Source organism: Methanosarcina sp. 1.H.T.1A.1 (assembly GCF_000979295.1).
GTDB lineage: Archaea > Halobacteriota > Methanosarcinia > Methanosarcinales > Methanosarcinaceae > Methanosarcina.
Genome location: NZ_JJQY01000090.1, coordinates 14,683 through 35,713 on the forward strand (window position 1 = coordinate 14,683; position 21,031 = coordinate 35,713).

Consider the following 21,031-nt stretch of genomic DNA (forward strand, 5'->3'; position numbering starts at 1 on the left):
GGTGTGATCCATGGGTAAAAGAATCATATCACAGAATAGGGGTAGAGGTACTCCGACCTACAGAGCTCCTTCTCACAAGTATAAGGCAGACCTGAGGCACCCGCGTGTGGATGAAAACACCTCCATCATGGGAGAAATCATAAACATCGAGCACGACCCTGCCCGTTCAGCCCCTATCGCAAAAGTTGCCTTTGAAAACGGAGAGGAACTTTTCCTTCTTGCTTCCGAAGGCATTGCAGTAGGGAACATCATCGAGTGCGGAGACGATGCCGAGGTTAAGCCAGGGAACATTGTACCTATCGGAAATGTGCCTGAAGGTTTCTTCATCTGCAACATCGAATCAAAGCCAAACGACGGCGGCAAATTTGTCCGTTCCTCCGGAGTATATGCAACCGTTGTGACTCACGAACCAACCAGGACTGCAGTGGCTATGCCCTCCGGTAACATAAAGTGGCTTAACCCCAAATGCAGGGCAGTAGTCGGGATTGTTGCCGGCGGTGGCAGAGTGGACAGGCCCTGGCTCAAAGCCGGGAAAAAGTACCACAAGATGAAAACCAGGGCTGCAAAGTACCCAAGGGTTTCAGGTGTTGCTATGAACCCACGTGACCACCCGTTCGGTGGAGGTGCCTGGAAGCACCCTGGAAAGCCCACAACTGTTAGCAGAAACGCCCCACCAGGAAGAAAGGTAGGACTGATTGCAGCAAGAAGGACCGGAATGAAGCGCTGATGAGGGGTATTCGTTATGGTAAAAAAATCATCATCAAGGTTACCGAAGAGAAAGGGTGAATTCACCTACCGCGGGAAAACCGTCTCAGAACTTCAGGAACTGAGTCTTGAAGAGTTTGCAGAACTTCTGCCTTCCAGAGAGCGCAGGAGCATCAAACGCGGGTTCACAGACGGGCAGAAAAAAGTCCTGCACGATTTCAAGGAAGGAAAGAACGTCAGAACCCATCACAGGGACATGATCATCCTTCCAGAAATGATTGGAACAGCTATCGAAATCCACAACGGGAAACAGTTTGTAGGTGTGGAACTTCAGCCTGAAATGATCGGGCACCGCTTCGGAGAATTCGCACCCACAAGACCAAAAGTTAACCACGGCAGTGCCGGTGTGGGAGCAACCCGTTCAAGCAAGTTCGTTCCGCTGAAATGAGGTGAAGGGAATGGCAAGAATAAACTATTCAATCAATGGAGACCCTGAAACTACCTCTAAATCAATGGGTTCTGAACTTCATATTTCCCCGAAGAAGTCCCGTGAGGTTTGTAGCAAGATTAAGGGCATGAAAGCCGCTGAAGCAAGGAAGTTCCTTGAGGACGTAATTGCCCTGAAGCAAGCAGTACCCTTCAAGAGACACTCCGAAGGGGCCGGTCACAGGAAAGGTCCCATGGCTGGAGGGAGATACCCTATCAGCGCTTCAAAAGAGATCTTAAAGGTTCTCAAAAATGCGGAGAGCAACGCCGAGTACAAGGGCCTTGAACCTGCAAACATGTACATCGTCCATGCTGCTATTCAGCGCGGAAGAGTAATTCATGGGTTCATGCCAAGGGCAAGAGGAAGAGCAACGCCCAAAGACACGGAAACTGTAAACATCGAGATGATCCTCTCCGAGGTGCGCTAAATGGCAATAGAGAGAAAGTTCGTAAATGACGGGTATGTTAAAGCCTCCATGGACGAGTATTTTGCAGAACAGCTGAACAGGGCTGGATACGGCGGCATGGAGCTCAACAGGACCCCCATGGGCACCCAGATTATTATTTACTCCGAAAAGCCGGGAATGGTAATCGGGAAAGCCGGGAAGGTCATCAGAAAACTTACCCGTGACGTTGCAACCAAATACAACCTCGAAAACCCGCAGATTGACGCTCAGGAAGTCAAGAGACCTGAACTTAATGCCCAGATGATGGCATCCAGGCTTGCATCTTCCATTGAGAGAGGCTGGTACTTCAGGAAAGCTGGACACAACACCCTCAGAGCAGTCATGAGCGCAGGTGCCCTTGGCTGTGAAGTCGTAATCTCCGGAAAGCTTACCGGAGCAAGGTCAAGAGTCGAAAAATTCGTTAACGGGCACGTAAAGCATTCCGGACACCCTGTACAAGAAGTAGTAGACGAAGGGTTTGCAGTAGCAGTTAAAAAGCTCGGAACCCTTGGCTGCAAAGTCAGGATCATTCAACCTGACATTGTCCTGCCTGACTCCTTCAGGGTTAGGGAAGCAAGCGAGATTGTCGCTGAGCCCGCCGCTGAAAAGCCTGTAGAGAAACCGGTTGAGAAACCCGCTGAAGCCCCTAAAAAGGAAATCGCGGCAAAACCTAAAGCTCCTGCAGCAGCACCTGAGAAAGCAGTAGAGGTAGTCGAAGTCGCAGAACCTGAAGAAGCTGAGGAAGAAACCCAGCCTGAGGTATCCGAAGACTTTGAAGAAGCTGAACTTATCTATGTTGAAGGCTCAGAAGAAGTCCGAAGACAGGTCAATGGGGTCTGGCAGCACAAGCATGAGAGCTATGACTACTGGCACCCCATGGCAAGGGTCCACAAGGAGGCTAAGGAATAATGGCAATCCTCAGGACCAACGAAATCCGGACTATGACAATCGAAGAACGGGCTGACGAACTCGAAAACCTGAGCAACGAACTTATCCGGGAAAGAGCTCTTACCTCTGCGGGCGGAGCTCCTGACAATCCGGGTAGAATCGGAGAGATCAGGAGAACGATTGCCCGTATAAAGACAATTCAGCACGAGCTAAATGATATCTAAAGTGGAAATCCTGCCTTCGACCCTTATCTATCACGAATTGATAGGGCTCGAGATTAAGGTGATTTACTCCACTAATCCATCATTGACAGGAATCCGGGGCAGAGTCATCAACGAGACGAAAAATATGCTTGTTGTAGAAAACTCCCAGTCCCGGGAACTGAAGATTCCCAAGGCGGATTCGGAATTTATCTTCCGGATCCCTGCCGAGCTCTCCGAAAAAGGCCGCAGATCCGATACATTCGTAAATATTCAGGGAAACCTGCTGCTCTCACAGCCCGAAAATCGGATCAAGAACATCAAAAAGTTACGTAAATGGGGCTAAACTCATGGCAAGAGACATTGGATTGAATATACCGGCGCCATCAGAAGAATGTGAAGACTTATACTGTCCCTTCCACGGAACACTTCCTGTAAGAGGTCAGATCCTTGTGGGTACCGTGGTCAGCAGCAAGATGGACAATACGGTAGTCATTGAAAGGCAATACATGAAAATGGTGCCGAAATACCAGAGATACGAGAAGAGACGCTCGAAGGTTCACGCACACAACCCGCCTTGCATTTCCGCAAAAGTTGGCGATATCGTCACGATCGCAGAATGCAGGCGTATCAGCAAGACCAAGTCCTATGTGGTGGTCAAAGCGGAGGTGCCCAAATGAAAGGCATACGCTCAAGCATCCCAAGGGCTCTGAACGCAGGCGCCAAGATTCCGTGTGTGGACAACACCGGAGCCAAGGTTGTTGAGATTATCTCTGTCAAGAAGTACAGAGGAGTCAAAAACAGAATGCCCTGCGCAGGAATTGGAGACATGTGCGTCGTCTCTGTAAAGAAAGGCACACCCGAGATGAGGAAACAGGTTCTCCTCGCAGTGGTGGTTCGCCAGAAGCAGGAATTCCGCCGTCCTGACGGGCTACACGTGTCCTTTGAGGACAACGCCATGGTAATCACGGACGAAGACGGAATTCCCAAAGGCACGGACATAAAAGGTCCAGTGGCAAGGGAAGTAGCTGAGAGGTTCCCTAAGATCGGGACTACAGCATCCATTATTGTCTGAGGTGATTGCAATGGTATCCAAACAGCCAAGAAAACAGAGAAAGGCAAGATACACCGCACCTCTCCATATCAGGCAGAAATACATGGGTGCAAGACTCAGTGAGGAACTTACCAAACAGTACGGCACAAGAAGTGCTGCAGTCATCACTGGTGACACAGTAAAGGTCATGCGCGGAGACTTCAAGGGCACTGAAGGAAAAGTCCAGTCCGTATCCCTTATGGACGGCACAATCACAGTGGACGGAGTTATTTCCACAAAAGTGGACGGTACCGAAGTCCCAAGGCCCGTAAATCCCTCAAACGTCATGATCACAAAACTGGAAATGAAGGACGGGCGCAGAGCGTCAAGCATTAAGAAGTGAGGCAGGTGATTTTGTGACACACCAGAAAAGATTATCAGTTCCAAAGAGCTGGAAGGTCGGGAAGAAAGGCAATAAGTGGATCTCCACTACCCGCCCAGGGCCTCACAGCCAGGCACGCAGTCTTCCGCTCGGGATCATCATCCGTGACATCCTCAAACTTGTTGACAACAGCAGAGAAGGTAAAAGGGTTCTCTCCGAAGGAAAAGTCCTTGTAGATGGAATTCCCCGGAAAGACCTCAGGTTCCCGGTAGGTCTCTTTGATGTAATTACACTCCCTCTCGTAAATGAAGCATACAGGATGCTCCAGGATGAAAAGGGACGTCTGACCCTCCACAAGCTCAACGAAACTAACGTAAACAAGCTTTGCAGGATCAACAACAAGGCAACCGTCAAGGGAGGAAAAGTACAGCTTAATCTCAATGACGGAACCAACATCATTGGCTCCAATGAATACGGGACAAAGGACTCCCTGATTCTTTCCATTCCTGACAAACAGGTAGTAAAACACCTGAAGTTTGAGGTAGGAAACCTTGCAATGGTTGTAGGTGGCCAGCACTCAGGAGAAACCGGAAAGATTATGGAGATCCGGGAAGTTAAGAGTTCCAGGCACAACACAGTAATGATTTCCGGAGAAACCGATTTTGAAACAATCGAAGACTACGTAATCGTTATTGGCAAGGACAAACCTGAAATCCGGCTTGGCGGTGAGCTGAGTGAGTAATCCTATGCGCACACCGGTCGTCGAAAAGGTAATTGTCCACATGGGTGTTGGAGAAAGTGGCCAGCACCTGGTAAATGCCGAAGAAATCCTCCGGACCATCACAGGGCAGGGAGTCGTAAGGTGCTTTGCCAAAAGGACTCTTCCTGCTTTCGCAATCAAAAAAGGCGAACCCATCGGCTGCAAGGTAACCCTTAGAGGCCAGACAGCCCAGAAGTTCCTTGAGACCTCTCTCGGAATCATCGAGAAGACCCTGAGCAGGTCCCAGTTTGATTCCCTCGGAAACGTCTCTTTCGGAATTGAAGAACATACTGACTTTCCGGGTATGAGATACGACCCTAACATAGGGGTTTTCGGAATGGATGTAACTGTTGTACTCAAGCGCCCGGGAGAAAGGATCTGCAAGAGGAGAATTGCACTCCGGAAGATCCCGACTGGCCACAGGGTCACGGTGGACGATGCGATCACCTTCCTTAACGAAAGTTATGGCGTGGAGGTCATGTAAATGACAGATACAATAAACAAGTCCGGAAGAGGAGTAAACGAATGCAAACGGTGTGGAAGAAAACAGGGGCTCGTCCGCAAATACGACATTTACCTCTGCAGGCACTGTTTCAGAGAGATTGCCCACGAGATGGGCTTTGAGAAGTATTCGTAAGGTGATTTAAATGGTATTACTTGATCCTCTTGCAAACGCCCTTTCCACCATCAAGAATGCAGAAGTCATTGGGAAGAGCTCCTGTATTATCAGGCCTGCTTCAAAAAACATTGGTAACGTCCTGAAGGTTATGCAGGATCTCGGCTACATTGGAGATTTCGAGTTTATCGACGATGGAAAAGCCGGAATCTATAGCGTTGCCCTTGTGGGAAGAATCAACAAGTGCGGTGCAATAAAGCCGCGTTACTCCGTCGGAACTGCCAGCTTTGAACGCTGGGAAAAGCAGTTCCTGCCAGCAAAGAACTTTGGTGCCCTTATAGTAACCACTTCAAGCGGGGTCATGTCTCAGTACGAGGCCCGTGACAAGAAGATCGGTGGGCAGCTTCTTGCTTATGTGTACTGAGGAGGGAACAGGAAATGGTTAAGGAAATTGCAAGAAAAATAGAGATTCCTGAAGGAGTTTCCGTCTCTCTCTCTCGGGATGTCTTCACTGCCAGGGGTCCGAAGGGAACTGTCGAAAGAAAGTTCTGGTACCCCGGAATCAGGATAGAAGTCAGGGAAGAAGAAGTACTGGTGGATGCAGAATCCTCCAGGAAAGAGCAGAAAGCCATGGTAGGTACTTTTACCTCTCACATCAAAAACCTGATCACAGGCGTGAATGAAGGCTTTGAGTGTAAGATGACCATTGTGTACGCTCACTTCCCGATGCAGGTAAAAGTTGAAGGTAAAACCTTCGTAATCGGGAACTTCCTTGGAGAAAAGAAACCAAGAGTTGCTAAGATACTTGGCGAGACAAAGGTTAAGGTAAGCGGGAGCGAGGTCATAGTTACCGGAATCAACAAGGAAGATGTCGGGCAGACTGCCGCAAACATAGAACAGAAAACCAAGATTAAGAGATTCGATCCAAGGATCTTCCAGGATGGAATCTACATAGTGCAGAAGCCCTGAGGTGGTTATGATGGCAGAAGAATTCAATGAAGTTGAAAGTACTTCAGTTTCCGCCCTTGATATGGATCCTGAATCCAAGCGCTTATTCAATGTGAGAAAGGTTCAGAAGGGGAAGAAGCCCCAGTTCAAGAGAACCTGCAGCCACAAGTTCAAAAGGCTTGACAGCAACTGGAGGCGTCCGAGAGGTTTGCAGGGCAAACAGCGCAGAAAGTATGTCTCAAAAGGTGCTCATGCTCAGGTAGGATACGGAAGCCCTGCTGCAGTCAAAGGTCTGCACCCCTCGGGTTATTCTGATGTTCTTATTTCCAGCATTGCGGAGCTTGAGCTTATTGATCCGTCTTTCGAGGCTATCAGGATAGCAAGGACAATAGGCGCACAAAAGAAAGCCATTATTCTCGCAAAAGCTGAAGAATTGGGGATTAAAGTACTGAACCCTGGAAGGAGTGAATAAAATGTCAGACCTGTTCAACCAGAGGAAGCTGGCTTCCAAAGTTCTTGAATGCGGGCTTGACAGGGTATGGCTTAACCCCGAAGCATCCGAAGAAATCGCCTCCGCAATCACAAGAGAAGATATCCGCGGACTCATTGAGAAAGGCACCATTAAGGCAAAGCCTGTAAAAGGAGTCAGCAGAGGCAGAGCCAGAGCCCGTGATGTCAAACGTAAGTATGGGCACTGCAAGGGACATGGGTCCAGAAAGGGTAAGAAAGGAGCCCGTACCCCAAGTAAAGAGCTGTGGATAAAAAAGATCCGGGCTCTTAGAAACAGACTCAAGGAGCTGCGTACAGACGGAGCACTTGACAAGTCAGTGTATTGTAGACTCTACAGAAAGGCAAAAGGCGGAGAATACAGAAGCGTTTCTCACCTTAACTCCCACCTTGAGTCCGAAAAACTATTAAAGAAAGAATAATCAGGAGGAGCTGAAGATGGCAACAGGACCAAGATATAAGGTTCCTTTTAGAAGAAGAAGAGAAGGACGCACCAACTACCACCTCCGCCTTAAATTATTAATCTCAAAGCAGGACCGTGTGGTTGTAAGAAAGAGTGCAAGAAACGTTCAGATCCAGTTAATAGCTCCAACAGCAGACGGGGACATAACTTATTCCTCAGCCGTTTCAAGTGAACTCGCAAAGTACGGTTACACAGGAGCTACCGGAAACACAACGGCTGCATACCTTACAGGGCTCTTATTTGGGCTGAAGAGTTTGCAGAAGGGCTATGAAGGTGGAATTCTGGACATAGGCCTCCAGGCTTCCTCTGCAGGTTCCAGAGTCTATGCCGCCCTCAAAGGGATGGTAGACGCTGGTTTTGAAATCCCCTGCAGCCCGGAAGTGTTCCCATCGGACGAGAGGATCCGCGGAGAGCACATAGCCGAATACAGAGAAGAGAGCTCAGACCTGCCAGAGCAGTTTGAAGCAACCAAAGAGAAAATCTTTGCTGAGTTTAGTTAAGGTGATTAAATGGCATTCGATCAAGAATGGGTTCCGAAAACCAGGCTTGGAAAATTAGTCGTTGAAGGACAGGTTGCTTCCATGGACGAGGCGATCAAGTCAGGCCTGCCTATCAGGGAACCCCAGATAATTGATATGCTGCTTCCTGACCTGGAAGACGAGGTGCTCGACATCAACATGGTCCAGAGGATGACTGACTCCGGACGCCGTGTAAAGTTCAGAGCAACCGTAATCGTAGGAAACAGAAACGGCTATGTAGGGCTTGGACAGGCAAAGGACGTACAGGTCGGACCTGCAATCCGCAAGGCAATCGACGCTGCAAAGCTTAACATTACCTATATCCGCAGAGGCTGCGGTTCCTGGGAATGTGCCTGTGGGCTGCCGCACACCGTACCTTACGAGGTTACAGGAAAGGCAGGCAGTGTAAGTGTGACCCTCATCCCCGCTCCAAGAGGACTCGGGATTGCCGCAGGAAACACTGCAACCAAAGTGCTCGAGAAAGCCGGTATTAAAGACGTATGGACCAAGACCTTCGGAACTACCAGGACAACCCTCAACTTCGCAAAGGCTACCTACGATGCCCTCAACCAGGTCAACATTGTAAGGCTGCCTGTGTACTACGGTAAGGAGGAAGTCTAAGATGTATGCAGTTGTGAGAATGAGAGGTCCTGTCAACGTACGCTATACCATTGAGGATACCATGAAGATGCTCCGCCTGCACAAAATTAACCACTGTGTGTTTGTGCCGGAAAACCCTCATTACAATGGTATGGTCCAGAAAGTGAAGGACTACGTTGCATACGGAAAGATTGATGCAAAAATCCTTGCAGAAGTCCTTGAAAACCGCGGAAGGCTTGAAGGCGACACCCGCCTCACAGAAGAATACATCCGTGAAAACACGGACTATGATTCCATACAGGCCTTTGCAGAAGCCGTTGTCGAGGGGAAAGCCTCCCTTAAGGATGTCCCAAAACTGAAGCCTGTTTTCAGGCTTCACCCGGCCAGAAAAGGACATGCTGGGATTAAGAGGACAGTACAGCAGGGTGGCGTACTCGGAAACCACGATGAAAATATCAACGTGCTTCTGCACAAGATGAGATAAGGTGGTTTAAATGGATACTAAGAAGTTCAGAGGGTCCAGGACCTGCGGAGGCGGGACCCATAAAAACAGGCGTGGAGCCGGAAACCGCGGAGGCCGTGGGAAAGCCGGTGGCTGTAAACACCACTTCGTAAGAGCTATGATGCGTGGGTACAGCTACGGTAAGCACGGATTCAAGCGCCCTGATGGAATATCAAAGGACGTTTCCATAGTAAATGTTGGAGAGCTCGACGAACTTGCCCCCTATCTTGTTGAAGAAGGGCTTGCGGAAGTTAAGGACGGCGCATACCACATTAACCTTGAAAATCTCGGAATCGAGAAGGTACTTGGAAGCGGACGTGTCATGAAGAACCTTGTGGTCACTTCAGAGGAATTTTCAGCCTCTGCCCGCGAAAAAATAGAAAACGCTGGTGGAAGTTGCATCGATGCCGAATAAGTAGTGTCATCCCGACCCTACTTATTTCATTCTTTTAGTAACTTTTTATATTAGATGTGCTATATACCTTTTATCTTACGGTAAAACATAATCTAATATTTATTATAGTCTAAATAAATGTATATTTTGAATGGTGTAATCGATGACTCTCAGGGATACATTAGAACCGTTTTTTAACAAGTTACCCGCAGTAGCAAGTCCGGAAAAACACGTCCACTTTAAGGATAAACTCTGGTGGACTCTGGGAGTTCTGGTGCTGTACTTTGCTCTTGCAAATGTGCCGCTCTTCGGAATGTCTCAGGATTCTGTTGACCTTTTTGAATCTTACCGTGCCTTCTTTGCCGGGGCTTCTGGATCTTTAGTCCTTCTCGGTATCGGGCCAATTGTCACGGCTTCTATTATTCTGCAGCTTCTTGTTGGGGCAGACATTATAAAAATGGACCTTTCTAACCCCAAAGATCAGGCATTCTTTCAGGGAGCCCAGAAGTTCCTTGTCTTTGTCATGATCCTTCTGGAAGCTCTACCACAGCTTCTTGGCGGATACATCCAGCCGGATCCGGGGCTTGCTTCTACTCTTGGTGTAGGCCTGGGAGTGATCACTTTACTGCTCCTTGTCCAGATCTTTATCGGAGGCATGCTGATCCTCTTCATGGATGAAGTGATTTCCAAGTGGGGTATCGGGTCAGGAGTTGGGCTTTTCATCGTTGCAGGAATCTCCCAGCAGATCGTTACAGGTATCTTTAACTGGCAACTTGAGGAAGGGCTTCCTGTCGGACTCATTCCCAAATGGATCTACATTGCCCAGAACACCGGGGCAGACTATCTCTTCTCCGGTGAAGGTCTGATGTTCCTGCTGGTCAGAGGAGGAATCCTCGCTCTCGTGAGCACGGTTCTCATCTTCTTGCTTGTTGTATATGTAGAGAGTACGAGAATTGAGATCCCTCTCGCCCACAGTGCGGTTAGAGGGGCAAGGGGACGCTTCCCTGTCAAACTCATATACGCATCAGTCCTGCCCATGATCCTTGTCAGGGCACTTCAGGCTAACGTTCAGATGGTCGGGATCATCCTTTCCGGCAGAGGGATTACCTTCCTCGGAGAATTCAGCGGCTCAAAGCCACTGAACGGAATCATGTATTACCTGGCTCCCATACACAGCCCATATGACTGGATACCGTCCCTTGTGCGGGAATCCTTTGCAGCCTATGGGGTAGCTGCTCCAGCTACCTGGCAGATTGCCCTTCACGTCTTTATGGATGCCATAATGTTGATCGGAGGCGGGATTATATTTGCCCTCTTCTGGATAGAAACCACAGGCATGGGTGCAAAGCCCACAGCCCAGAAGATATTCAATTCCGGAATGCAGATCCCTGGTTTCAGGCGGAACATCGGCAGTATTGAAAAGGTTATGCAGCGCTATATTCCAAAGGTTACCGTGATAGGAGGAGCTTTCATTGGGGTTCTCACCCTGGTTGCAAGTCTACTCGGTACTCTCGGAAGTGCCGGAGGTACCGGACTGCTGCTTACAGTAAGCATTGTGTACCGTCTGTACGAGGATATCGCTTCCGAGCAGATGATGGAGATGCACCCGATGATTCGTTCCTTCTTCGGGGAGCAGTAAGGGCGGGTAAACCTCTAACTGCAGAGATAACTGAAAAAGATCGGTCAGAAAGGAAAACAATCAAATAAAAGGACACAAAAAGGGGATCTTCGAATGAACATAATACTCTTCGGCCCCCCGGGTGCCGGCAAAGGTACCCAGGCCAAAAAACTGGTTGATTTCTATGGAATTCCGCAGATTTCCACAGGGGATATACTGCGGGCAAATGTTAGAGAAGGAACGGAACTGGGCCTTGCAGCCAAAGCATATATGGACAAGGGAGAACTTGTCCCTGATCAGGTGCTTATTGGTATAATTAAAAACCGCCTGACAGAAGCAGACTGCAAAAAAGGTTTCATTCTTGACGGATACCCGAGGACTGTCCCCCAGGCTGATGCCCTGGAAGCAATCCTTGATGAAATTGACAAGCCCATCGATGTCGTCCTCAACCTTGAGGTACCTGACGAAGTGCTTGTAGAAAGAATAAGCGGGCGTTTGATGTGCAAATGTGGAGCAAGCTACCACGTAACCTCCAACCCGCCAAAGAAAGACAACATATGTGACAGCTGCGGCAGCGAGATCTTCCAGCGCGTCGATGATACTGCAGAAGCCGTCCAGAACCGTCTGGATGTCTACAAAAAGCAGACCCAGCCACTTATCAACTACTATAAAGAAAAAGTTATCCTTGTCACCCTTAATGGTACAAAGGATATAAATGTGGTCTTTGAGGATATTAAGGCAATTCTTGCAAAGTTTGCCTGAACTCCTCCTTTCTTTTTTTTGTATTTACTTTTTTATTATTTTATGGATTTCTGTGCAACAGATATTTGTCATCTTACGTCTTTTTTGTTACACTCGCCTGCATGGAGATCGGAAGAAGGGGATAATACCGCAATTCCAGCTGTCCAGCTAATGGCAGTGAAAAACAGGGAGCTTGCAGAAAAGCTTTAAAATTATAGAAAAGAACTTGTCTAGATTGCGTGACAGAGTGATTAAATTTTAAATATTATGCGACTGCTTATCTCAGTAGGAAGCTTTTGCTGGAGAATCTGACTTACATGACTGAAAACTCTATAGACGAACTGATAAAGTGGGTTATCAGCGTTGACCGCCGCCTGATACTTATGGAGTCCATGAAAAGGCATAATGCAGTGAGGGCTTCGGATATCGCCCATGAAGCAAGCAGGTCTACACAAAATATCAGTCGCGCTTTAAAAGAACTTGAGGAAAGGGATTTAATCGAGTGCCTGACTCCTGAGAAAACGACCTGGAAAAAATACATGCTTACGGATAAAGGAAAAAAGATTCTGGAAAAGCTGGAGGGAAAATACCTTTAATTTTGGTCAGATACATTCTATCTGAACCACTTCTTTTTCTTCCTAAGGGATAATTCCGGATGGTATAATTTTTACCTTTTACAGTATTTTTCCTTCAGCTCTCTTCTCTAAGTCTTAGATAACCTTCCACAAGGTCAATATTGGCCCTGACAACCGATCTTTTGAACTCGGTCAGGTCTTTTGTGATATCCTCAAGAACATCAGCACAGTCCTGGCTGGTGACCACGGCCCCATCGGGTACCATCCTGCCTGAGGAAATTTCTACTCCACGAACAATGGCCTTGTGGAGGATAAGCGTATCTTTCCCAATATTGCAGTCAAAAACCACTGCCCCGAACCCTATGAAGCAGCTGTCTCCAATCAGGCAGGGCCCGTGTACAATGCAGCCATGAGCAAGGGAAGTATTTTTGCCGATCTGCACTTCGGAATGTGAGAGGGAATGGACCACGACATTGTCCTGTACATTGCAGCCGCTGTGAACGGTTATGGATGATCCGCGCTCGTCTGCCCTGAGGACTGCATTGGGCCCGACGAATACATCATCTGCAATACTTACGTTTCCGATTATTACTGCAGTTTCGGATATCCAGGCCTTTTTACTGACTCTTGGGTGCTGTTTATGGGGGTTTGGCAGATGCATTTTTTACCTCTTTGATGTGGGGATGCGCACGGAATCCCGTTTGGAATTTCTATCCCGAATCAGGCTCTCTGTTTTCAGGCTTCAAAGCTTTTTTATGATAAATTATGATAAGTTATTTAAAACTATGTTTTTATTCAACAACCCCTGAAAATATACTCCAATATTTTTTCCATGAAATAACTCATGGAAAACGTAGTTCCTCTAGCGAGAAATGTGAGAAAAAAGGAAAGTTAACGTGTCCTTGGGAGTTCAAAAAGAAATAACAGCTAACTGTATTTCAGAATTAAGACCTCTAATAACAGGGTTTCAAGGAAGACAATAGGTGTTTCAAAACATCAACAACATAACAAGGGACGACCAATGTAAAAAATTGGAAAAAAAATAGAATATTACAGTTCAGTAAACATAGCTGAAGCAATATAAGGGAAGCAATATAAGGGAGGCTCAGTAAACGTCCTCAGGCTCAAAGACCTTTTCTCCTACAACCTCTCCTTCGAGATTTCGGTAGAAACATGACCTGTACCCCATGTGACAGGCTCCTCCGATCTGTTCAACGAACAGGAGAATGGAATCCATGTCACAATCGATCCGGATCTCCTTCACTTTTTGCAAATTTCCCGAAGTTTCCCCTTTTTTCCAGAGTTGCTTCCGGCTACGGCTCCAGAAATGAGCGATTCCTGTCTCTACAGTCTTTTCAAGGGCTTCCCGGTTCATATAGGCGCACATCAGAACCTCCCTGCTAACCTGGTCCTGAACTACGGCAAGGATCAGGCCGTTTTCATATTTCAGGGTATCAAAGTCAATCATGGGGGATAGATTGCCAAACTAGTATAAAAAGGGAGGTCTACCATCCTGAGAATAAATACCCAACTCTGAAAAAGAATGATAATACTCCAATTATGTAAAACAAGTAATAAAATTTGCGAAGATATATATTGTATTCTGCTTAAAAGTTTATGGAAGAAACAAAGTTTGGCACTTAATTTTTAACAAAAACGGATTCATAGCAACTATATATAAAACCCGTGGATGAGAAGATGAGTTTCAGACTTAGGAGTAAAATTGTGCCCCTATTGGTACTATACGGATTACTTATAGGGTCAATTATTCCAGTCTCTGCACTGGATACAGTGGACAGCAAACCTTACGATATTTATGAGAAGCTAACTATCGACGTGCCGGGGGACCAGAAATATGTACCCGGAGAAATCCTTGTGAAGTTCAATCCCGGCGTCTCCGAAGAAAAGATAAAAAACATCAATGTCGGACACGGGACGCAGGCAACTTACACCAGCCCTTACGCGGGATTCAAGATATTGAAAATCCCAAAGACAAAAACCGTTGAAGAAATGGTAGAGATCTACAGAAAAAACCCCAACGTTGAATACGCCACACCCAATGCCATCACTTACGCATTTATGGGGCCGAATGACCCATTATATAAGTACCAGTGGAATTTCAAGAACGGAGTCGGTGGCATAAACCTCGAGCCTGCATGGGACATTTCCACAGGAGAAGGAGTAATCGTTGCAGTACTTGATACCGGCGTAGCATACGAAAAGTACGGCTCTTATATTGTAGCTCCGGACCTTGCAAACACAGATTTTGTTTCAGGTTACGACTTTGTCAATAACGATGCCCATCCAAACGACGATAATGGGCATGGGACCCATGTCACCGGAACCATAGCCCAGAGTACCAATAACTACATAGGGGTCGCAGGCGTGGCTTATGACTGCTCCATAATGCCCGTTAAAGTGCTCAACAAAAAAGGTAGTGGTCAGTTAGACGATATGATAGATGGCATTTATTTCGCTACCAATAATGGAGCGGATATTATAAGCATGAGCCTCGGATTCCCTCCTGGATATTACCCGGGAAAGGGCCTTGATGATGCACTCGAATATGCATATCAAAAAGGGGTTACCATCATCGCTGCATCAGGAAATGATGGAGCAGGCACAGTAAGTTATCCTGCGGCTTATCCCAGGTGTATTGCAGTTGGTGCCACCAACTCTGGAGGATTAAGGTCAGATTATTCAAATTACGGAGACGCTCTTGACGTTGTGGCTCCTGGTGGTGATGGAATTGACCGTGACGGAGACGGATTCATCGATGGAATCCTTCAGAATACATTCAGCCTTAGACCCACAAACATGGGGTACTCTTTCTACACAGGCACATCAATGGCAACCCCGCATGTATCAGGTGTCGCCGCTCTATTAATATCCGCAAAAGCCAGCGCTACACCCGATGATGTAAGGAATGCAATACAAAATACAGCAACAAACCCGGTCACTTCGGACTGGGACATGTATTACGGACATGGGCTCGTGAACGCAAAAGCTGCCCTTGACTCCATTCAAGGCCAGCCGACTGGAAACAACCCACCAGTAGCTGAAGCAGGAGGCCCGTATACTGGAATCGCAGGAACTGCAGTAAAATTTGATGGTTCAGCTTCATCTGATTCTGAAGGGAGCATTGAATCATATGAATGGGACTTCGGAGACGGAAACAGGGGTACAGGTGCGATTTGGGAACACACGTACTCCACTGCTGAAACCTATACAGTTACCCTCACGGTAATGGACAATGAAAATGCTGTGGGAACTGACACGGCTACCGTGGAAGTTACTGAAGCCTCTTCAGAAAACAAAATCCATGTTTCTGATGTGAGTGTGGAAACCAGTTCCAGAATGGCCGGGAAAAACAATTTTGTTTCTGCTAAAGCAGTCGTAACCATTCAGGACAGTGGCAATAGCCCTGTTGAAGGAGCCACGGTCTCAGGACATTGGAGCGGTGCAAGTAGCGATCTGGATTCTGCTGTAACAGATTCGACCGGAACTGTAATAGTATACTCAGATGAAGTCAAGTCCATAGAAGGAACAAGCTTGAAATTCACTTTCGAAGTGAACGGCGTAAGTCATACGATCCCATGGGACGGAGATGCCACATCCGGAGAAGGAACATATCCTTAAATTCAGAAAATGAACCTGAAAAAAGTAAATTAAAAGAAAGTAAGTTAAATTCATGTCCCTTAAAGGGACAAAATATTTCCTTTTTTAAAAAACCTTTGAAAAGCCAAAAATTCAAAAGTTCTGTTCTCACGGTTTGATCCCAAGAACGTCCTCAACATACGCCCTTAAAATCTCTGCAACGCTCCAGGCCTGGGCAATGCAGCCCCCGGGAGAGTAAGGGAAATCCCCATCAAATACCTCGGAAATAGTGCCGACACCTGCCGTTTCAAGATGCATATCAAAACCTTTGAGGAGGGAACGCATAGCTTCAAGGCTCTCTTTTGAGTAGTTGTGTACTTTCCTGTAGGCTTTGACATAGGACCCAAGAAGCCAGGGCCAGACGGTTCCGTTGTGGTAGGCCATGTCCCTTATTTGAGGCCCTCCCTGATAGCGTCCCCTATAAGAGGGATTATCCATTGAAAGTGTCCTGAGCCCGAAAGGCGTGAGCAGATCCTTTTCCACCCTGTCCACAATAGCCTTTTCTTTCTCAGAAGAAAGCATTGTGTAAGGGAGCGCTACTGCAAAAATCTGGTTAGGGCGGATCGACGGATCTTTAATATGATTTCCCGCCTCATCCTCAGTCACGACATCATAGAGGCAGTTAGTCTCCGGATTCCAGAAAACGTCTTCAAAGTTAGATGCCACCCCGGCTGCAAGAGTTTCATATGAAGAAGTTTCTTTGCCAAGGAGACCTCCGAGTCTGGAAGCAGTTTTCAGAGCATTATACCAGAGGGCATTGATCTCACAGGCTTTACCTGCCCTTGGAGTCACTGGATTATCCCCTATTTTAGCATCCATCCAGGTCAGTTGAGGACCCTGCCGAATAAGATAATCAGAGTCCATACCGATTCCAAAGTCTGTGCCATTACGGTAATTATCTATGATACTTTCTACAGTATCCCAAACATCAGAGAGAAACAGTAAATCTTTTGTGTATGCGAAATATCGGCCAAGGGCATGAATAAACCAGAGAGAAGCATCCACGGTATTATAGACTGGCTCTCCTCCGAGAGCCGGGAAAGTGTTAGGGACCAATCCTCTCCGGCAGTGCTTTGCAAAGTTTTTGAGAGTGGACCGGGCTTCATCAAATCGATGGGGAACTAAAAGAAGGCCCGGCAGAGAAATCATGGTGTCCCGTCCCCAGTCAGCAAACCAGTGATATCCAGCAATTACCGACTTCTTGCCTGTAGAGGAATTCTTCACAATAAAAGAATCAGTTGCCCTTAGAAGCTTAAGGGCGAAAGGTTCGGTAAGCCTTGAATTAAAAGCAAAAAGATTCTGCCGATAGACCTCCCTTGTATAGAGTTCCTCAACTTGCTCAAGAGTAAGAGAAGAAATATCTTCGGTTGAAGCAACAATAAAAAAACGGGAAGTTCCCACTTTGAGTTTGCTTTCGAAATAACCGGGGTTAAAGTTGTCTTCCTGGAAGGCAAGTCCGCGATCCTTTTCAGTATCATACTCAAAATTGTAGTACCACATCGGATTACGATGGTACTGGAGATTGGACAAAAGCGAGAAAGAAAAACCATTCGAACTTTCCAGTTTTAATCCTGTAGAATCGGCTTCCTGATAAAAGGAAAGGTTTCCGGAGCGAGTAGTGGAATGGAAATCTCTTGAGTTTACCATAGGGAAAATTCTTAGCAAAGCTCCCTCTTTTCTGGATCTGACATCATAAACAATACAGGTCGTATTATTATTATGAACCATGAAGACCTTTTTCTTCACGGTAAAAACGTCGGGCTGGTAAACCCAGAGGGGAAAGGGAGCAAGAATGAATTTGGAAAGGTAATTAAAACCCGTAGGGGAAACAGTGCCCGGATATTTATGGGTTGCAAGTCGATAGACTTCTTCATTGATAGAAATTTCCTCATCAAGAGAAGAAAGTAACAAAACCCTGCCAGGGGAATTCTCCGGAGCTGCTACAAGTAGTCCGTGATAAGTCCTTGTATCTGCTCCAATTACTGTTGATGAAGCATATCCTCCAAGCCCGTTCCCTATAATCCATTCTTTTTTTATACCTTCTTCATAAGTAGAAAATGAATCTGCTCCAAGCCTGATCCCACTCATACATACATGATTAGGATTTGATTAATTATATAGTTGTATGTTTGGAAGGAGGGGTTTAAACATAGAAAGAAGTATACAGTATAATAAGTTTTAAGATAATTATATTTCAATTGTAAACATAAACTATTTTAGTTGTACAGGACATAAGAAAGTGAGAATTATGAATCAAGACCTTTTAGAAATCCTTGTTGATATCTTCAAATCATCCGGATACAATGTAATAATATCCAGTCAGTCTGATATCCGTGTAGAGAAAAATGGGCATCAAGCTTATGTCATGTGCGCCCTGAAGCCAGACTACGAGGAGATAAAATATTTTTCCGAAAAGATAGAAGCTTGTACCGGAATCTATGTGATGACCCAGAAAATGTCGGGAAAATTGAATGAATATGCAGCTGAACTCGGAATATACATATGGGACAGAGACGAACTGGCTCTCCAGATCGGAAGGGCAGTTCTGGCAAATATGGAAAGAAAATCGAGTGCTTATCAGACGGAATCTGAAATACCTTTAAAGGAATCTCAGAACCAGGTAGAAGCTATCCCTGAACTCACCAGAGAAAACTGGGGAGAGGAAGACTTCAGACAGGAGTTTTACTCCGATGGGAGACTTGTACCACTTCAAGACATGTCAAGAGAAACAGAAAAAATCTATTTTGAATCCAGAACCCTTCCAAAGCCAGTTGAGGAGAGAAAACCTTTAGAGAGACTGGAAAATAGCGAAGTTTCCAGAATTGAACCGTATGATATGCTGAACATACAATCTGTAGAACCCAGGATATCTAAAGATCAGGCAATTATCATTGCAAAACCCTATATCAGCAGCCCTAAAGACGCAATTTTGAAATTCGTACCTTTCTGGAAGTATTCCTATAGTGTTGAGGCAGAAAAACGGTTCAGATCAAAAGTGATGAGCATTACAGGAGAAGGGGATGGCTATCTTAATGCTCTGAACAAGTCAAAAGAAAATATTGATATAGAAGGTCTTGGGAATCCGACCAGGATTCCGGCAGTGCAGTATGAGGTAAAGCGGCCTAATGTAGATAAAAAACAGGCAGAGAAAGTCCTTCTTGATTTGATAATACAGGAAAATACACGTGAGATGCGCTTTAACAATCTGGAAGGGCAGGCAATTATATATGAACAGAAGAGCATCAGCCCAAAAGCCGATGAAATAGAACTTGACATGGATCTGGTATATATTCCTGTATGGGAAGTGAAGGGTAAACGGAATTCTCTTGAGATCAATGCTTATAATGCCAGCGTGCTTGAAGAACCTATAGATGAAGATGCAGAATTCCTTTAAGAGAGACCTGGAAAAAAAAAGTGGAAGAGAAATTATTAGAAGGAAAATATATAAGACATGAAATATATGTAGGTCTTGGGAGAAAAACGGATTTCCAGGAGAAGGAATCTGCCCTTCGAAGACTTATTTGATAAAAATTTTTCAGATAAAAGAGATGCCATCTCGCATAAGCGTTATATGTATTAGATGCAAGATTATATAACGCTGATGAGTTATCTATAAGCTGTAACGGATGACATTTTATAGAAAATAAAGGTCTTCAGTATTTTAAAATTATCAAAAATAAAAAGAGGTATATATAAATGATTGAAGTAACAGAAAAAGCTGCTGCAGAACTGAAAACACTGTTGGAACAGGAAGGAAAATCTGACCTTGCACTCAGGGTCTTTGTTGCTGGAGTAGCCTGCAGTGGAGTCCAGTACGGACTTGCCCTTGATGATGAAGTGAAGGAAGACGATGTGACGATGGAAAGCAACGGAATTAAGCTGGTAATGGCAAAAGACATCGAGAGCAGCTTCACTGAAGGCAGCATTGATTACGTTGAAGATGAAAACGGAAAAGGCTTCCTTATCCGCAACCTCGGTGCCGGTGGCGGATGCGGTACCTGTGGTGGATGCCATTAAATAAAAGCAAAAACCTCACAGGGACATGAAAAAATACCCGAACCTGAAGAAGCAAATAAAAAATGAAAACAAAGGAGAAGGGAATTTATGTTTCCAGGAATGGGAGGCCGAGGGACGAACCCGGCTAAAATGAAACAGATGATGAAGCAGATGGGGATTGATGTTAAGGAGCTTAAGGACATTGAAGAGGTTATTATAAAGACTGCGAACTCTAATATAATTATTGAGAACGCAAATGTCACTATAATGACAGTCCAGGGTTCGGAAACATATCAGATTGTAGGTGATGCAAAGGAAGTCCCAAAATCTCTGGAAATCCCTGCCGAAGACATCAAACTCGTAATGGAGCAGACCGGCGTCTCCGAAGAAGATGCCAGGAAAGCCCTGAAGAACTCAAACGGAGATCTGGCAGAAGCCATTGTGGCACTTTCTGCCTGATCCCTTTTCTTCATTTTACTAATCCTGTTATCTTTTTAAAAATAAAAGTATGGAGCGTTCTGCCTGAACATTTTATTTTAGCTGTTCTCCTGAGCATTAATTTCAAGATTTTTCCGAGTATTTTTCTGGACGCCTTATCCAGTTCACTCTATTATATCTTAATCTACGCTGAACACTTCAGTCTATTTTTAGGTTATAAGAATCCTTCTACAATAAGCCCTGGATTTATGTTGAAGTAGCGTGCACCCTTCGGAACTTAGACAGAGTGCCGGAATAGAAATCCAGCAATTCAAATGATTCGAACCCGCTTTTAGAGAAGCATAGCTAAAAGAGAGTCGGAACATAAAAATCAAGTAATAAAAATAACAGATGAAAACAACGGGATGAAAAAAGGTCAGAATAATAAAACTTAGAAAACGGTTTCAAAAGAATAAACATATCAAAAGATAGTGAAAGGCCGTGTAAAAGAACCAGGAAACAGACAAAATAGTCCAGAAGAGAGACAAAGTAACAAGATCAAGAAGAATAGCAGCTTCA

Annotated in this window: 30 protein-coding genes; 27 read left to right on the plus strand and 3 right to left on the minus strand. The window is 45.8% G+C overall.

Annotated features, from left to right (window positions below):
• Window positions 1-10 precede the first annotated feature (10 nt).
• The 23 genes from EO95_RS08665 (at window position 11) to EO95_RS08775 (ending at window position 12,403) form a co-directional block, all read left to right on the plus strand.
• Window positions 11-727, plus strand: a complete 717-nt coding sequence (locus EO95_RS08665; protein WP_048133882.1) for a 50S ribosomal protein L2 — start codon at window positions 11-13, stop codon at window positions 725-727.
• A gap of 15 nt (window positions 728-742) precedes the next feature.
• Window positions 743-1,153: a 30S ribosomal protein S19 gene (locus EO95_RS08670; protein WP_048133884.1), complete on the plus strand. Its 411-nt coding sequence runs from the start codon at window positions 743-745 to the stop codon at window positions 1,151-1,153.
• A 10-nt stretch (window positions 1,154-1,163) separates the two neighbouring features.
• The gene (locus EO95_RS08675) at window positions 1,164-1,619 is read left to right on the plus strand and encodes a 50S ribosomal protein L22 (RefSeq protein ID WP_048133886.1); all 456 of its coding nucleotides are present in this window, start codon (window positions 1,164-1,166) and stop codon (window positions 1,617-1,619) included.
• On the plus strand, window positions 1,620-2,546 hold the full coding sequence (locus EO95_RS08680) for a 30S ribosomal protein S3 (protein ID WP_048133888.1): 927 nt from the start codon (window positions 1,620-1,622) through the stop codon (window positions 2,544-2,546). It abuts the gene before it with no gap.
• Entirely contained in the window at window positions 2,546-2,749 is a 204-nt protein-coding gene (gene rpmC, locus EO95_RS08685) for a 50S ribosomal protein L29 (RefSeq protein ID WP_048133890.1), read from the plus strand. The genes EO95_RS08680 and rpmC overlap by 1 nt, the downstream gene beginning before the upstream one ends.
• Complete coding sequence (rnp1, locus tag EO95_RS08690) at window positions 2,739-3,071, plus strand: ribonuclease P protein component 1 (RefSeq protein WP_048133892.1); 333 nt, start codon at window positions 2,739-2,741, stop codon at window positions 3,069-3,071. Before rpmC ends, rnp1 begins: the two co-directional genes overlap by 11 nt.
• 4 nt (window positions 3,072-3,075) lie before the next feature.
• On the plus strand, window positions 3,076-3,405 hold the full coding sequence (locus tag EO95_RS08695; protein ID WP_048133896.1) for a 30S ribosomal protein S17: 330 nt from the start codon (window positions 3,076-3,078) through the stop codon (window positions 3,403-3,405).
• Window positions 3,402-3,800 (plus strand): 50S ribosomal protein L14, encoded by a 399-nt coding sequence (gene rpl14p / locus EO95_RS08700; RefSeq protein WP_048133897.1) that lies wholly within the window; start codon window positions 3,402-3,404, stop codon window positions 3,798-3,800. The genes EO95_RS08695 and rpl14p overlap by 4 nt, the downstream gene beginning before the upstream one ends.
• Window positions 3,801-3,810: 10 nt before the next feature.
• Window positions 3,811-4,161, plus strand: coding sequence for a 50S ribosomal protein L24 (gene rplX / locus EO95_RS08705; RefSeq protein WP_048133930.1), 351 nt, complete (start codon window positions 3,811-3,813; stop codon window positions 4,159-4,161).
• A gap of 13 nt (window positions 4,162-4,174) precedes the next feature.
• Window positions 4,175-4,882 carry a 30S ribosomal protein S4e gene (locus tag EO95_RS08710; protein WP_048133898.1) on the plus strand — a complete coding sequence of 236 codons (708 nt, stop codon included), beginning with the start codon at window positions 4,175-4,177 and terminating at the stop codon, window positions 4,880-4,882.
• Between the two features lie 4 nt (window positions 4,883-4,886).
• A complete protein-coding gene (locus EO95_RS08715; protein WP_048133900.1) occupies window positions 4,887-5,384 on the plus strand; it encodes a 50S ribosomal protein L5 in 498 nt (165 codons plus the stop codon).
• Window positions 5,385-5,537: a 30S ribosomal protein S14 gene (locus EO95_RS08720; RefSeq protein WP_048127632.1), complete on the plus strand. Its 153-nt coding sequence runs from the start codon at window positions 5,385-5,387 to the stop codon at window positions 5,535-5,537.
• A gap of 10 nt (window positions 5,538-5,547) precedes the next feature.
• Window positions 5,548-5,940 (plus strand): 30S ribosomal protein S8, encoded by a 393-nt coding sequence (locus EO95_RS08725; RefSeq protein WP_048133901.1) that lies wholly within the window; start codon window positions 5,548-5,550, stop codon window positions 5,938-5,940.
• A gap of 14 nt (window positions 5,941-5,954) precedes the next feature.
• Window positions 5,955-6,485 carry a 50S ribosomal protein L6 gene (locus EO95_RS08730; protein WP_048133902.1) on the plus strand — a complete coding sequence of 177 codons (531 nt, stop codon included), beginning with the start codon at window positions 5,955-5,957 and terminating at the stop codon, window positions 6,483-6,485.
• A 10-nt stretch (window positions 6,486-6,495) separates the two neighbouring features.
• Window positions 6,496-6,936, plus strand: a complete 441-nt coding sequence (locus tag EO95_RS08735; RefSeq protein WP_048133936.1) for a 50S ribosomal protein L32e — start codon at window positions 6,496-6,498, stop codon at window positions 6,934-6,936.
• Between the two features lies 1 nt (window position 6,937).
• Window positions 6,938-7,393: a 50S ribosomal protein L19e gene (locus tag EO95_RS08740; protein ID WP_048133903.1), complete on the plus strand. Its 456-nt coding sequence runs from the start codon at window positions 6,938-6,940 to the stop codon at window positions 7,391-7,393.
• 16 nt (window positions 7,394-7,409) lie between these two features.
• Window positions 7,410-7,934, plus strand: coding sequence for a 50S ribosomal protein L18 (locus EO95_RS08745; RefSeq protein WP_048133905.1), 525 nt, complete (start codon window positions 7,410-7,412; stop codon window positions 7,932-7,934).
• A gap of 9 nt (window positions 7,935-7,943) precedes the next feature.
• Window positions 7,944-8,573, plus strand: coding sequence for a 30S ribosomal protein S5 (locus tag EO95_RS08750; protein ID WP_048133907.1), 630 nt, complete (start codon window positions 7,944-7,946; stop codon window positions 8,571-8,573).
• Between the two features lies 1 nt (window position 8,574).
• Window positions 8,575-9,036, plus strand: coding sequence for a 50S ribosomal protein L30 (locus EO95_RS08755; protein WP_048133908.1), 462 nt, complete (start codon window positions 8,575-8,577; stop codon window positions 9,034-9,036).
• A gap of 10 nt (window positions 9,037-9,046) precedes the next feature.
• Window positions 9,047-9,469 carry an uL15m family ribosomal protein gene (locus EO95_RS08760; protein WP_048133909.1) on the plus strand — a complete coding sequence of 141 codons (423 nt, stop codon included), beginning with the start codon at window positions 9,047-9,049 and terminating at the stop codon, window positions 9,467-9,469.
• Between the two features lie 142 nt (window positions 9,470-9,611).
• Window positions 9,612-11,087, plus strand: coding sequence for a preprotein translocase subunit SecY (gene secY, locus EO95_RS08765; RefSeq protein ID WP_048133910.1), 1,476 nt, complete (start codon window positions 9,612-9,614; stop codon window positions 11,085-11,087).
• Between the two features lie 93 nt (window positions 11,088-11,180).
• Complete coding sequence (locus tag EO95_RS08770; protein ID WP_048133912.1) at window positions 11,181-11,828, plus strand: adenylate kinase; 648 nt, start codon at window positions 11,181-11,183, stop codon at window positions 11,826-11,828.
• A 296-nt stretch (window positions 11,829-12,124) separates the two neighbouring features.
• Window positions 12,125-12,403: a winged helix-turn-helix domain-containing protein gene (locus EO95_RS08775; protein WP_048133914.1), complete on the plus strand. Its 279-nt coding sequence runs from the start codon at window positions 12,125-12,127 to the stop codon at window positions 12,401-12,403.
• A 94-nt stretch (window positions 12,404-12,497) separates the two neighbouring features.
• On the opposite strand, the gene EO95_RS08780 is transcribed toward EO95_RS08775, so the two are convergent.
• Both EO95_RS08780 and hisI read right to left on the minus strand, forming a co-directional pair.
• Complete coding sequence (locus EO95_RS08780; protein WP_048133915.1) at window positions 12,498-13,043, minus strand: carbonate dehydratase; 546 nt, start codon at window positions 13,041-13,043, stop codon at window positions 12,498-12,500.
• A 444-nt stretch (window positions 13,044-13,487) separates the two neighbouring features.
• Entirely contained in the window at window positions 13,488-13,850 is a 363-nt protein-coding gene (gene hisI / locus EO95_RS08785) for a phosphoribosyl-AMP cyclohydrolase (RefSeq protein WP_048133917.1), read from the minus strand.
• Window positions 13,851-14,107: 257 nt separating this feature from the next.
• Between hisI and EO95_RS08790 the strand changes: the two genes are divergently transcribed.
• Window positions 14,108-16,021, plus strand: a complete 1,914-nt coding sequence (locus tag EO95_RS08790) for a S8 family serine peptidase (RefSeq protein ID WP_162197355.1) — start codon at window positions 14,108-14,110, stop codon at window positions 16,019-16,021.
• 126 nt (window positions 16,022-16,147) lie between these two features.
• Here EO95_RS08790 and EO95_RS08795 read toward each other — a convergent pair whose 3' ends face one another.
• Window positions 16,148-18,127 (minus strand): amylo-alpha-1,6-glucosidase, encoded by a 1,980-nt coding sequence (locus EO95_RS08795; protein ID WP_048133919.1) that lies wholly within the window; start codon window positions 18,125-18,127, stop codon window positions 16,148-16,150.
• 160 nt (window positions 18,128-18,287) lie between these two features.
• Here EO95_RS08795 and EO95_RS08800 point away from each other — a divergent pair, with 160 nt between their 5' ends.
• The 3 genes from EO95_RS08800 to EO95_RS08810 all read left to right on the plus strand — a co-directional run bounded on the left by EO95_RS08800 (window position 18,288) and on the right by EO95_RS08810 (window position 20,494).
• Window positions 18,288-19,433: a hypothetical protein gene (locus tag EO95_RS08800; RefSeq protein WP_048133920.1), complete on the plus strand. Its 1,146-nt coding sequence runs from the start codon at window positions 18,288-18,290 to the stop codon at window positions 19,431-19,433.
• Between the two features lie 302 nt (window positions 19,434-19,735).
• On the plus strand, window positions 19,736-20,056 hold the full coding sequence (locus EO95_RS08805; protein WP_048133923.1) for an iron-sulfur cluster assembly accessory protein: 321 nt from the start codon (window positions 19,736-19,738) through the stop codon (window positions 20,054-20,056).
• Between the two features lie 87 nt (window positions 20,057-20,143).
• Complete coding sequence (locus tag EO95_RS08810; protein ID WP_048133924.1) at window positions 20,144-20,494, plus strand: nascent polypeptide-associated complex protein; 351 nt, start codon at window positions 20,144-20,146, stop codon at window positions 20,492-20,494.
• Window positions 20,495-21,031 lie beyond the last annotated feature (537 nt).

What these genes read in the sequence shown, in the direction of transcription:
- EO95_RS08665 (WP_048133882.1), top strand. Translation starts at nt 11, where the DNA reads ATGGGTAAAAGAATCATATCACAGAATAGGGGTAGAGGTACTCCGACC.
- EO95_RS08670 (WP_048133884.1), top strand. Translation starts at nt 743, where the DNA reads ATGGTAAAAAAATCATCATCAAGGTTACCGAAGAGAAAGGGTGAATTC.
- EO95_RS08675 (WP_048133886.1), top strand. Translation starts at nt 1,164, where the DNA reads ATGGCAAGAATAAACTATTCAATCAATGGAGACCCTGAAACTACCTCT.
- EO95_RS08680 (WP_048133888.1), top strand. Translation starts at nt 1,620, where the DNA reads ATGGCAATAGAGAGAAAGTTCGTAAATGACGGGTATGTTAAAGCCTCC.
- rpmC (WP_048133890.1), top strand. Translation starts at nt 2,546, where the DNA reads ATGGCAATCCTCAGGACCAACGAAATCCGGACTATGACAATCGAAGAA.
- rnp1 (WP_048133892.1), top strand. Translation starts at nt 2,739, where the DNA reads ATGATATCTAAAGTGGAAATCCTGCCTTCGACCCTTATCTATCACGAA.
- EO95_RS08695 (WP_048133896.1), top strand. Translation starts at nt 3,076, where the DNA reads ATGGCAAGAGACATTGGATTGAATATACCGGCGCCATCAGAAGAATGT.
- rpl14p (WP_048133897.1), top strand. Translation starts at nt 3,402, where the DNA reads ATGAAAGGCATACGCTCAAGCATCCCAAGGGCTCTGAACGCAGGCGCC.
- rplX (WP_048133930.1), top strand. Translation starts at nt 3,811, where the DNA reads ATGGTATCCAAACAGCCAAGAAAACAGAGAAAGGCAAGATACACCGCA.
- EO95_RS08715 (WP_048133900.1), top strand. Translation starts at nt 4,887, where the DNA reads ATGCGCACACCGGTCGTCGAAAAGGTAATTGTCCACATGGGTGTTGGA.
- EO95_RS08720 (WP_048127632.1), top strand. Translation starts at nt 5,385, where the DNA reads ATGACAGATACAATAAACAAGTCCGGAAGAGGAGTAAACGAATGCAAA.
- EO95_RS08725 (WP_048133901.1), top strand. Translation starts at nt 5,548, where the DNA reads ATGGTATTACTTGATCCTCTTGCAAACGCCCTTTCCACCATCAAGAAT.
- EO95_RS08730 (WP_048133902.1), top strand. Translation starts at nt 5,955, where the DNA reads ATGGTTAAGGAAATTGCAAGAAAAATAGAGATTCCTGAAGGAGTTTCC.
- EO95_RS08735 (WP_048133936.1), top strand. Translation starts at nt 6,496, where the DNA reads ATGGCAGAAGAATTCAATGAAGTTGAAAGTACTTCAGTTTCCGCCCTT.
- EO95_RS08740 (WP_048133903.1), top strand. Translation starts at nt 6,938, where the DNA reads ATGTCAGACCTGTTCAACCAGAGGAAGCTGGCTTCCAAAGTTCTTGAA.
- EO95_RS08745 (WP_048133905.1), top strand. Translation starts at nt 7,410, where the DNA reads ATGGCAACAGGACCAAGATATAAGGTTCCTTTTAGAAGAAGAAGAGAA.
- EO95_RS08750 (WP_048133907.1), top strand. Translation starts at nt 7,944, where the DNA reads ATGGCATTCGATCAAGAATGGGTTCCGAAAACCAGGCTTGGAAAATTA.
- EO95_RS08755 (WP_048133908.1), top strand. Translation starts at nt 8,575, where the DNA reads ATGTATGCAGTTGTGAGAATGAGAGGTCCTGTCAACGTACGCTATACC.
- EO95_RS08760 (WP_048133909.1), top strand. Translation starts at nt 9,047, where the DNA reads ATGGATACTAAGAAGTTCAGAGGGTCCAGGACCTGCGGAGGCGGGACC.
- secY (WP_048133910.1), top strand. Translation starts at nt 9,612, where the DNA reads ATGACTCTCAGGGATACATTAGAACCGTTTTTTAACAAGTTACCCGCA.
- EO95_RS08770 (WP_048133912.1), top strand. Translation starts at nt 11,181, where the DNA reads ATGAACATAATACTCTTCGGCCCCCCGGGTGCCGGCAAAGGTACCCAG.
- EO95_RS08775 (WP_048133914.1), top strand. Translation starts at nt 12,125, where the DNA reads ATGACTGAAAACTCTATAGACGAACTGATAAAGTGGGTTATCAGCGTT.
- EO95_RS08780 (WP_048133915.1), bottom strand. Translation starts at nt 13,043, where the DNA reads ATGCATCTGCCAAACCCCCATAAACAGCACCCAAGAGTCAGTAAAAAG.
- hisI (WP_048133917.1), bottom strand. Translation starts at nt 13,850, where the DNA reads ATGATTGACTTTGATACCCTGAAATATGAAAACGGCCTGATCCTTGCC.
- EO95_RS08795 (WP_048133919.1), bottom strand. Translation starts at nt 18,127, where the DNA reads ATGAGTGGGATCAGGCTTGGAGCAGATTCATTTTCTACTTATGAAGAA.
- EO95_RS08800 (WP_048133920.1), top strand. Translation starts at nt 18,288, where the DNA reads ATGAATCAAGACCTTTTAGAAATCCTTGTTGATATCTTCAAATCATCC.
- EO95_RS08805 (WP_048133923.1), top strand. Translation starts at nt 19,736, where the DNA reads ATGATTGAAGTAACAGAAAAAGCTGCTGCAGAACTGAAAACACTGTTG.
- EO95_RS08810 (WP_048133924.1), top strand. Translation starts at nt 20,144, where the DNA reads ATGTTTCCAGGAATGGGAGGCCGAGGGACGAACCCGGCTAAAATGAAA.